The organism is Streptomyces sp. AC550_RSS872 (genome assembly GCF_019049285.1).
Classification (GTDB): Bacteria; Actinomycetota; Actinomycetes; order Streptomycetales; family Streptomycetaceae; genus Streptomyces.
In genome coordinates this window covers 92,035-102,516 of the sequence record NZ_JAGMUL010000121.1, presented here as the reverse complement: position 1 = coordinate 102,516, position 10,482 = coordinate 92,035, and the positions used below count along the sequence as shown (strand labels likewise).

The following is a 10,482-nucleotide window of genomic DNA, read 5'->3' as shown; positions in this document are numbered from 1 at the left end:
CCACCAGCGCCCCGGCCTGACCGCCGAACGCTTCATCGCCGACCCGCACGGCGCCCCGGGCACCCGTATGTACCGCACCGGCGACCTCGCCCGCTGGCGCCGAGACGGCCGGCTCGAATACGCCGGACGCACCGACCACCAGGTCAAACTCCGCGGCCACCGCATCGAACCCGGCGAAATCCAAGCCGTCCTGGCCGCACACCCATCAGTGACCCAGACCGCCGTGATCCTGCGCGAGGACACCCCCGGCGACCAGCGCCTCACCGCCTACACCGTCACCACCGGGCAAGTCAGCGACGAGACACTGCACGCCCATGCCGCCGCCCACCTGCCCGGCTACATGATCCCCGCAGCCTTCGTCACCCTCGACGCCCTCCCCCTGACCCCCAACGGGAAGCTGGACCGCAAGGCCCTCCCCACGCCAGAGGAAACACAGGCCACAAAACCCACCGGGCGAGCTCCGCGCTCCCCGCGGGAGGAGATCCTCTGCGGCCTCTACGCCGACATCCTCGGCATCCCCCACGTCACCATCGACGACGACTTCTTCCGCCTCGGCGGCCACTCCCTCCTGGCCATCCGGCTACTCAGCCGCATCCGCACCAGCCTGAAGACTGAACTCCCCATCCGGCAGCTCTTCGAGACCCCCACCATCGCCGGACTGACCACCGCCCTGGACGGGGCACACGACGCCCGCACCCCCCTCACCTCCCGTGAGCGGCCCACGCGCATCCCTCTCTCCTATGCCCAGCAGCGCCTGTGGTTCCTCCACCAACTCGAAGGACTCACCCCCACCTACAACATCCCCATCGCACTCCGCCTCACCGGAAAACTCGACCGCCACGCACTCACCCACGCACTCCACGACCTCACCACCCGCCACGAAACCCTCCGCACCCTCTACACCGAGGACGAAAACGGACCCCACCAGAGCATCCTCCCCGCCAACCGCGCCGAAGTCGCGCTCCCCATAACTGACACCGACGAAAAGGCACTCAGCCAGGAACTCGCCAAAGCCACCGCACACACCTTTGACCTGACCAGCGAAATCCCCATCCGCGCCGCGCTGTTCCGCCTCAATGACAACGAGCACGTACTCCTCCTACTCCTCCACCACATCGCCAGCGACGCATGGTCCATAACCCCGCTGGCTCGGGATCTCACCACGGCCTATACCGCTCGCTGCCGGAATCAGCCGCCGCACTGGGACCAGCTCCCTGTGCAGTACGCCGACTATGCACTGTGGCAGCACGATGTTCTCGGTTCGGAAGAGGACAGCGACAGCGCAATCTCGCGGCAGCTCGACTACTGGCGACAGCAGTTGGACGGCATTCCGGGTCAGCTCGACCTTCCCACTGATCGCCCGCGGCCCGCCGTAGCCTCCTATCAGGGCGACGTCGTCAGCTTCACCATTCCGCCCCACATCCACGAGCGGCTGAAGGGGCTCGCCCGGGACAACCACAGCAGCGTGTTCATGGTGATTCAGGCCGCCGTCGCCGCGCTGCTCACCCGGCACGGCGCCGGTCACGACATACCCATCGGCACTCCCATCTCCGGACGCACCGACAACGCCGTCGAGGAGCTGGCCGGTTTCTTCCTCAACACGCTCGTGTTGCGTACCGACACGAGCGCCAACCCGTCGTTCCAGGAGCTTCTGCGCCGGGTGCGGGAGACCGACCTCGACGCGTACACCCACCAGGACCTCCCCTTCGAACGCCTCGTCGAGCACCTCAACCCCGCACGCAGCCTGGCCCACCACCCCCTCTTCCAGGTCATGCTGACCGTGCGCAACGCGCACATCCGCGGGGAGGACCAGCCGCTGATCCAGCTGCCCGGCCTGTCCGTCCAGCTGGAACCCAACGAGTCGCCCGCGGCCCGTTTCGATCTGTCGTTCTTCTTCGACGAGCCCGCAGGCGAGATGACCGGCGGTATGCCCGGAGGTGTGACGTTCAGCACCGACCTCTTCGATGCCGACACCGTACGGGCGCTCACCGACCGCCTTCTGCGCATCCTCGACACGGTCACGGCGTATCCGGACACGCCACTCAACCAGCTCGACATCCTGGGCGCCGAACAACGCCAGCAGCTCCTCGTGGACTGGAACGGCATCACTCGGGAGATTCCGGCCAAGTCCGTTATCACGCAGTTCGAGGAACAGGCGGCCCGGACCCCGGACGCCACCGCGCTGTCCTGCGACGGCCAGAGCCTGACGTACGCCGAGCTCGACGCCCGCGCCAACCGGCTGGCCCGGCTGCTGGCCGAGCGTGGCGCATGCGCTGAACGCTTCGTCGCGGTCGCCCTGCCGCGCTCACTCGACCTGGTTGTCAGTCTGCTCGCCGTACTGAAGACGGGGGCGGCCTACCTACCCATTGACCCCGACTACCCCGCGGACCGCATCACGTACATGCTGGGCGACGCAGACACCGTCCTCGCGCTGGCGACCGAGGAGACCGCGCCCCGGCTGCGGGACGCCGAGGGGCAGCAGTATGTCCGCACGATGCTCCTGGACGACGCTCATACGGCCCACGCATTGCAGTCCGCATCAGCCGCCCCCCTGACCACGACCGACCTGCACGGCCCGGAGCCGACGCCCGACAGCCCGGCATACATCATCTACACCTCCGGCTCAACCGGACGAGCCAAGGGCGTTGTCGTACCACTGCGCGGCCTGGGCAACTTCCTCATGGCCATGCAGGACCGCTTCACGCTGACCACCGACGACCATCTGCTCTCGGTGACCACCGTCAGCTTTGACATCGCCGGACTGGAGATCTTCCTGCCACTGCTGACGGGTGCGCACGTCACGCTCGTCCACAAGCGCACCGCGCAGGAGCCTGAGGCCCTCCGTCGCCTCATCGCCGGCACCCGGGCCACCCACTTGCAGGCCACCCCCAGCCTCTGGCGCGAGCTCGCCGCAGCGGGTGCCCTCGATCCGGGGCAGCTGCATGTCCTGGTGGGCGGAGAGGCTCTGCCGGGCACGCTGGCGACCGACCTGCATGACGCCGGCTTGTCCGTCACCAACCTCTACGGCCCGACCGAGGCGACCATCTGGGCAACCGCTGCCGAACTCGACAGCACCAACTTGGCAGACCCGCCCATCGGACAGCCGGTGGCCAACACCGCTGCATACGTCCTTGACCACGCACTGAATCCAGTGGCGCCCGGAGTCACCGGCGAGCTCTACATCGCCGGGCCGCAGCTGGCCCGCGGCTACCACCAGCGCCCCGGCCTGACCGCCGAACGCTTCATCGCCGACCCGCACGGCGCACCCGGCACCCGCATGTACCGCACCGGCGACCTCGCCCGCTGGCGCGCCGACGGCCACCTCGAATACGCCGGACGCACCGACCACCAGGTCAAACTCCGCGGCCACCGCATCGAACCCGGCGAAATCCAAGCCGTCCTGACGGCACACCCCGCCGTCACCCAAGCCGCCGTCATCCTCCGCGAGGACACCCCCGGCGACCAGCGCCTCACCGCCTACACTGTGGCGTCCGAAGCCGTCAGCGACGACGACCTGCGCACCCACCTAGCGGCGGACCTGCCCGACTACATGGTCCCGGCGGCCTTCGTCACCCTCGACGCCCTTCCCCTGACCCCCAACGGGAAGCTGGACCGCAAGGCCCTGCCCGCACCCGACTACACCACCGCCGGCGGCCGGGCCCCGCGCACCCCGCGCGAGGAAATCCTCTGCAACCTCTACGCCGACGTGCTCGATGTCCCGCAGGTGACCATCGACGACGACTTCTTCCGCCTCGGCGGACACTCCCTCCTGGCAACCCGCCTCGTCAGCCGCATCCGCACCACACTCAACACAGAACTCCCCATCCGACAGCTCTTCCAGACCCCCACCATCGCCGCCCTCACCACCGCCCTGGACAGCGCCCAGGGCGCTCGTGCGCCCCTCACCGCCCGTGAGCGGCCCGAGCGCATCCCGCTGTCCCACGCCCAACAACGCCTGTGGTTCCTCCACCAACTCGAAGGACCCACCCCCACCTACAACATCCCCACCGCACTCCGCCTCACCGGCACCCTCAACCACCACGCCCTCACCCACGCACTCCACGACCTCACCACCCGCCACGAAACCCTCCGCACCACCATCACCACCAACGACCACGGCCCGCACCAGACCATCCTCCCCGCCGACCAGGCCGTACCCGAGCTGACGGTGGCCAGCGTGCGTCAGGAGGAGCTGGCTGAGGCTCTGGCCCAGGCTGCGCACTACTGCTTCGACCTGAGCACCGAGCTCCCCATCCGCGCCACACTCTTCCGCCTCGCGGAGGACGAGCACGTACTGCTCCTCCTCCTGCACCACATCGCCGGAGACGCCTGGTCTCACGCACCTCTCACCCGCGATCTGACCGCCGCCTACAACGCACGCCTCAACGACACGACCCCTGCCTGGCAGCCCCTACCAATCCAGTACGCCGACTACACCCTCTGGCAACACGAGCTGCTCGGCGAGGAGGCCGATCCGGACAGCCTGGCCGCGCGGCAACTCGCCTACTGGGCCCAGCAACTCGCCGACCTACCGGACGAGGTGCCGCTGCCCATGGCTCGGACGCGGCCCGCCGTCGCCTCCCAGGCGGGCGCTCATGCGGAGTTCACGGTGTCGGCCGAGCTGCACCAGCAACTGGCCGCGCTGGCGCAGCAGAACGGCGCCAGCCTGTTCATGGTGCTCCAAGCCGCCATAGCCACCCTCCTCACCCGGCTCGGCGCGGGAACCGACATCCCCATCGGCGCACCCATCGCAGGACGCACCGACGACGCCACCGACAACCTCGTCGGCTTCTTCATCAACACCCTCGTCCTGCGCACCGACACCAGCGGCCAGCCCACCTTCCGCGAGCTGCTGAACCGCGTCCGCGAAACCGACCTCGACGCCTACGCCCACCAAGACCTCCCCTTCGAACGCCTCGTCGAGCACCTCAACCCCACCCGCACCCTCGCCCACCACCCCCTCTTCCAGGTCATGCTCATCCTCAACAACACCGAGCGTGAGTCCCTGGAGTCGCTGGGCGGCCTGCTGGACGGTCTGGAGGTCGCTGCCGAGGGTACGACGACCGCGGTGGCGCGAACCGATCTCGCTTTCGAGCTGGCCGAGCGGCAGACGTCGGACGGCGGACCGGCCGGGCTGAGCGGTAGCATCCGGTACCGTACGGACCTCTTCGACGCCGCATCCGTGCGTGAGCTGACGGGCCGGTTCCTGCGGTTGCTTGAGGGCATCGCTGAGGACTGTGACCGTCCGGTCTTTGAGTTCGGCGTGCTCAGCGCCGAGGAGCGCCGCACCGTCCTGACGACGTGGAACGACACGGCTCAGCCGCTGCCCGACGCCACTCTGCCGGAGCTGTTCGAGGACCAGGCTGCCCGTACGCCAGGTGCGGAAGCGCTGGCGTACGAGGGCGAGGGCAAGGGACTGACGTACGCAGAGCTGAACGCGCGTGCCAACCGGCTCGCCCGCCTTCTGCGCGAGTACGGCGCACGCCCCGAGCGCTTCGTCGCGCTCGCCCTACCGCGCTCGCCCCTCCTCGTCACCGTTCTGCTGGCCATCGCCAAGACCGGCGCCGCCTATCTCCCCATCGACCCGGACTACCCACACGAGCGCATCAGTTACATGCTGCGCGACGCGGGCCCCGTCCTCCTGCTCACCACCTCGGAGCAGGCGGCCGGTCTGCCGGACATGCCCGCGGACACGGCGCTGCTGGCAGTCGACGAGCCGACGGTGCGGGAGCGGACGGACCGCATGGAGGGCGGCAACCTCACGGTCGAACGCTCCGGCAAGCAACTCGCGTACGCCATGTACACCTCCGGTTCCACCGGCCACCCCAAGGGCGTGGCCACCACACAGCACGGTGTCGTCGCCCTGGTGCGGGACCGCTGCTGGAACAGCGAGGCGTCACAGCGTGTCCTCTTCCACGCGCCGCACACCTTTGACGCCTCCACATACGAGATCTGGCTACCGCTGGTCACCGGCGGCACCGTCGTCATCGCACCGCCCGGCCCGTTGGACGTGGCGGGTCTCACCGCGCTGGTGACGAAGCACGACATCACCGCCCTGCATCTGACCGCCGGTCTCTTCCGAGTGATCGCGGACGAGGCTCCGCACTGCTTCTCCACGCTCAGGGAAGTGCTCACCGGTGGCGACGTCGTCTCTCCGGCGGCCACTGCCACCGTGCTACGGCATGCACCGCACGTAACGCTGCGTCACCTGTACGGCCCGACCGAGACCACGCTCTGCGCCACCCAGCACGAGCTGCGCGCTCCCTACACCCCCGAGCCCAGCCTCCCGATCGGCCGTCCCCTGGACAACACCCAGACCTACGTCCTGGACGCCGGCCTGCGGCCCGTTCCCGCAGGCGTCGTCGGCGAGCTCTACATCGCGGGACGGCAGCTCGCCCGTGGGTATCACCAGCGCCCCGGCCTGACCGCGGACCGTTTCCCCGCCAACCCGTACGGCGAGCCGGGCACCCGCATGTACCGCACCGGCGACCTCGCGCGCTGGCGCGGTGACGGCCGCCTTGAGTTCCTGGGCCGGGCGGACGACCAGATCAAGGTACGCGGGCACCGCATCGAGCCCGGCGAGATCGAAGCCGCGCTCGCCACCCACCCGGAGGTCGCGCAGGCGGCCGTACTGCTCCGTGAGGACAGCCCGGGCGACCGGCGGCTGGTCGCCTACACGGTCACCCGGCACGATCGGGTCAGCGCCGCCGGACTCCGTGCCCATCTGGTCACGGCGCTGCCTGACTACATGGTTCCTGCGGGCTTCGTCGTGCTGGAGTCGCTGCCGCTGACGGCCAACGGGAAGCTCGACCGCAAGGCCCTTCCCGCCCCTGACTACGGCTCCTCCGCAACGGGCGGTAAGCCTCGGAGCGAGCGGGAGAAGCTGCTCGCGCAGCTGTTCGCGGAAACCCTGCGGCTGGACACGGTGGGCGTCGAGGACCGGTTCTTCGACCTCGGCGGCGACAGCATCATGTCCATCCAGCTTGTCTCACGGGCGCGCGCCAAGGGGCTCACCATCACGGTCCGCGACGTGTTCGAGCACCAGACCGTCGCCGCCCTGGCGCAGGTCACCGCGGACACCGACAGGACGGCCCCGGTGCTTCCGGATATCGGTCCGGCGGGCCCGGTACCGCTGACCCCGGTGATGTACGAGTTCCTGGAACGTGGCGGTCCCATCGCGGAGTACAACCAGTCCATCGTGGTCGCCACGCCGCCCAGCGCCACCGTGGAAACCCTCACCTGCGCCTTGCAGGCGTTGCTGGATTGGCACGACAGCCTGCGGCTGCGGCTGGCGGAGTCCCCCGACGGCTGGGCGACGGACGTCCTGCCGGCCGGTGCGGTGCGGGCCGCCGACCACCTCACCCACATCGACGCGACCCACCACACCACCCCCGAAGCACTCCAGGGCCTCATCACTCACCACGCCACCCAAGCCCGCACCCATCTCAACCCCCACCGCGCCCACAACCTCCACGCCCTCTACCTCGACCACGGCCGCGACCAGCCGGCCCACCTGGTCCTCATCGCCCACCACCTCGTCATCGACGGCGTCTCCTGGCGTATCCTCCTCAACGACCTCGCCACACTCCATGGCGCCGATGCCGCCACCAAAGCCCCCGAGGCCGACGCCGCCGATGCCGCCGTGTCAGACGCGGACGTGGACGCGGCGGACCAACCGGAACTTCCCGCCGTCCACACGCACTGGCGGCAGTGGGCCACAGCTCTTGGACGTCACGCCGAGACCGCCCATGAGAACGAGGCCGAGTTCTGGTCGCAGCTGCCGACCGACACGTCCTCGCTGTCGCTCACCCCGGGCCGGGACACGTACGCGACAGTCCACCGGCACAGTGTCCACCTCGGTACGGCTGTGACCGACGCCCTGCTGACCCAGGCCCCTGGCCTCTACAACACGACGATCACCGATGTGCTGCTCAGCGCGTTCACGGTCGCCATCATGGACTGGCGTCGCTCGCACCCCCACATCGGTCGACCGGACCAGCCGGTCGTGCTGGACCTCGAGACACACGGCCGACATGAGGAGCTGCTGCCCGGCGCCGATCTCACCCGCACCACGGGGTGGTTCACCAACGTTCACCCCCTGTGGTTCCACCCACGCATCACCGACTGGGCCGATGTGTGGCACGGAGGGCCCGCCCTGGGCAGGGTCGTGAAGGAGGTCAAGGAGCAGCGCGGCGCCGTCCCGGAACAGGGCATCGGCTACGGGCTCCTGCGCTACCTCAGCCCACGGACGGCACCACGGCTCGGGCAGCAGCCCGCTCCGCCGTACGCGTTCAACTACCTCGGCCGGGTGACCAGCGGCGCCGACGACGCCCCCTGGAGCATCACCGCGAGCGGCGTAGCGGGCACCCATCCCGACACCCCGCTCAGCCATCCCGTCTCGCTCAGCGCCGTGACCCTCGATACGGACAACGGCCCCGAGCTGCACACCACCTGGAGCTACGCCAGTGAGCTGATCCGCGATGAGGAGATCGAGCAGCTGGCAGCGAACTGGACTCGCGCCCTCGAAGCGTTGGCGGCACACACCCAGCGCGAGGACGCAGGCGGCCTCACCCCGTCGGACATCACATACAGCGGACTCGGACAGGCAGAAATCGATGAATTCGAGGCTGAGTTCGAACTTGAGGAGGACTTCTGATGAGTACGCAGTCCCGCGGAAAGATCGAGGACATTCTTCCGCTGTCGCCTCTCCAGGAGGGCCTCCTCTTCCACCAGCTGGCCGGCAGGGACGGGCTGGACATCTACACGGGTCAGTCGGCCTTTGACCTGGAGGGCGATGTCGACACTGCGGCCTTGCGCGCGGCGGCTCAGACGCTGCTCCACCGGCACACCAACCTTCGAGCCGCGTTCCGGCAGCGCAAGTCGGGGGAATGGGCCCAGCTCATTCTCCGCGATGTGAAAGCTCCCTGGGCGGAGTTCGACCTCTCCGATCTGCCGGTGGACGCGCGGGAAGCCGAGGCTCTGCGCATCGCGGAGGAAACCCGCTGGGCTCCGTTCGACCCGTCACGACCGCCTCTCCTGCGGTTCACACTGCTTCACCTGGGCGACAACCGGCACCGGTTCCTGATGACCCACCACCATCTGCTGCTCGACGGATGGTCGATGCCCATTCTGGTCCGAGAGCTGCTGTCGCTCTACGTTGCCGGAGGCGACGCCGGGCTGCCGCGCCCACGCCCGTACCGCGGCTACCTGACCTGGCTCGAACAGCGCGATCGCGGCGCCGCACGCGAAGCCTGGACCGCGGCGCTGGCCACGCTCGACACCCCCACCCTGCTCGCACCGGACCCGGGCCCTGTCACCAGCCTGCCCGAGCGGCTCTCCTTCTCGCTCGATCAGGCCACCACTGACCAGCTCACCCGCCGGGCCAAATCGACCGATCTCACCGTCAACACGATGGTGCAGGGCGCCTGGGCGCTCACCCTCTCCCAGGCGCTGAACCGGACCGACATCACCTTCGGCACCCCGGTCTCCGGACGGCCCGCGGAAGTACCCGGCGTCGAAACCATGCTCGGGCTGTTCGTCAACACCCTGCCGCTGCACACCCGGATACCGCTCGACCAGCCCATCACTCAGTACCTGCGAGACATTCAGACGCAGCAGACAAAGCTCCTTGATCACCAGTGGACCGGGCTGGCCGACATCCAGCGGTGGACCGGACACAAGCAGCTTTTCGACACCTCGATGACCTTCGAGAACTTCCCGGTTGACCCGTCCGATCCCACCATGTCCCTGGACGGCGTAAACCTCCGCGTCACCAGCTCGTCAGTCAACGCCGGCAACCATTTTCCCCTTGCCCTCGGCGCCTTCATGCGCGGTTCCGAACTCGGCTTCCGCATTGACCACCGTCCCGACCTGCTGAACTCCGAATTCGCCGAGGAGGTCAAGGCGCGCTTCCTACGCATCCTGGATGCCATCGCCAAGGATCCGGGTCGCTTGGTGGGTCAGCTTGAGCTGCTGGACCCGGCCGAGCGGCACCGGGTCCTGGAGGAGTGGAACGGTCAGCCGACCGGTGGCGGGGCGTCGCCGGTGGGTGTGGTGGCGTTGTTCGAGGAGCAGGCGGCGGCCACGCCGGATGCGGTGGCGCTGACCTGCGAGGGCGAGGAGGTTTCGTATGCGGAGTTGAACGCGCGGGCGAACCGGCTGGCGCGCTGGCTGCGCGAGCGCGGTGCGGGTCCGGAGGCGTTCGTCGCGGTGGACATGCCCCGGGGGGTGGATGCGGTCACCGCGCTGCTGGCCACCCTCAAGAGCGGTGCCGCCTACGTCCCGCTGGACCCGGACCACCCGGCCGAACGCACCGCCCACATCCTCAGCGATGCCTCTCCCGCCGTGCATCTGACCGGCCTGGAAGGGCTGGGACTTGACGACTACCGCGAGGACAACCTCACCGACGGCGAGCGGGGTGGGCCACTCGATGCCCGACAGCCCGCCTACCTGCTGTACACCTCCGGCTCCACCGGCCGCCCC

General features: G+C 69.0%; 2 protein-coding genes. Both read left to right on the top strand.

Going from position 1 to position 10,482, the window contains the following annotated elements; genetic code table 11:
• On the top strand, window positions 1-8,656 hold an 8,656-nt coding region (locus tag KUM44_RS34730; protein WP_217213734.1), incomplete at its 5' end, for a non-ribosomal peptide synthetase.
• Window positions 8,656-10,482, top strand: a 1,827-nt coding sequence (locus KUM44_RS47370; protein WP_217213733.1) for a condensation domain-containing protein, incomplete at its 3' end; no start/stop codon positions are given. The genes KUM44_RS34730 and KUM44_RS47370, both read left to right, overlap by 1 nt.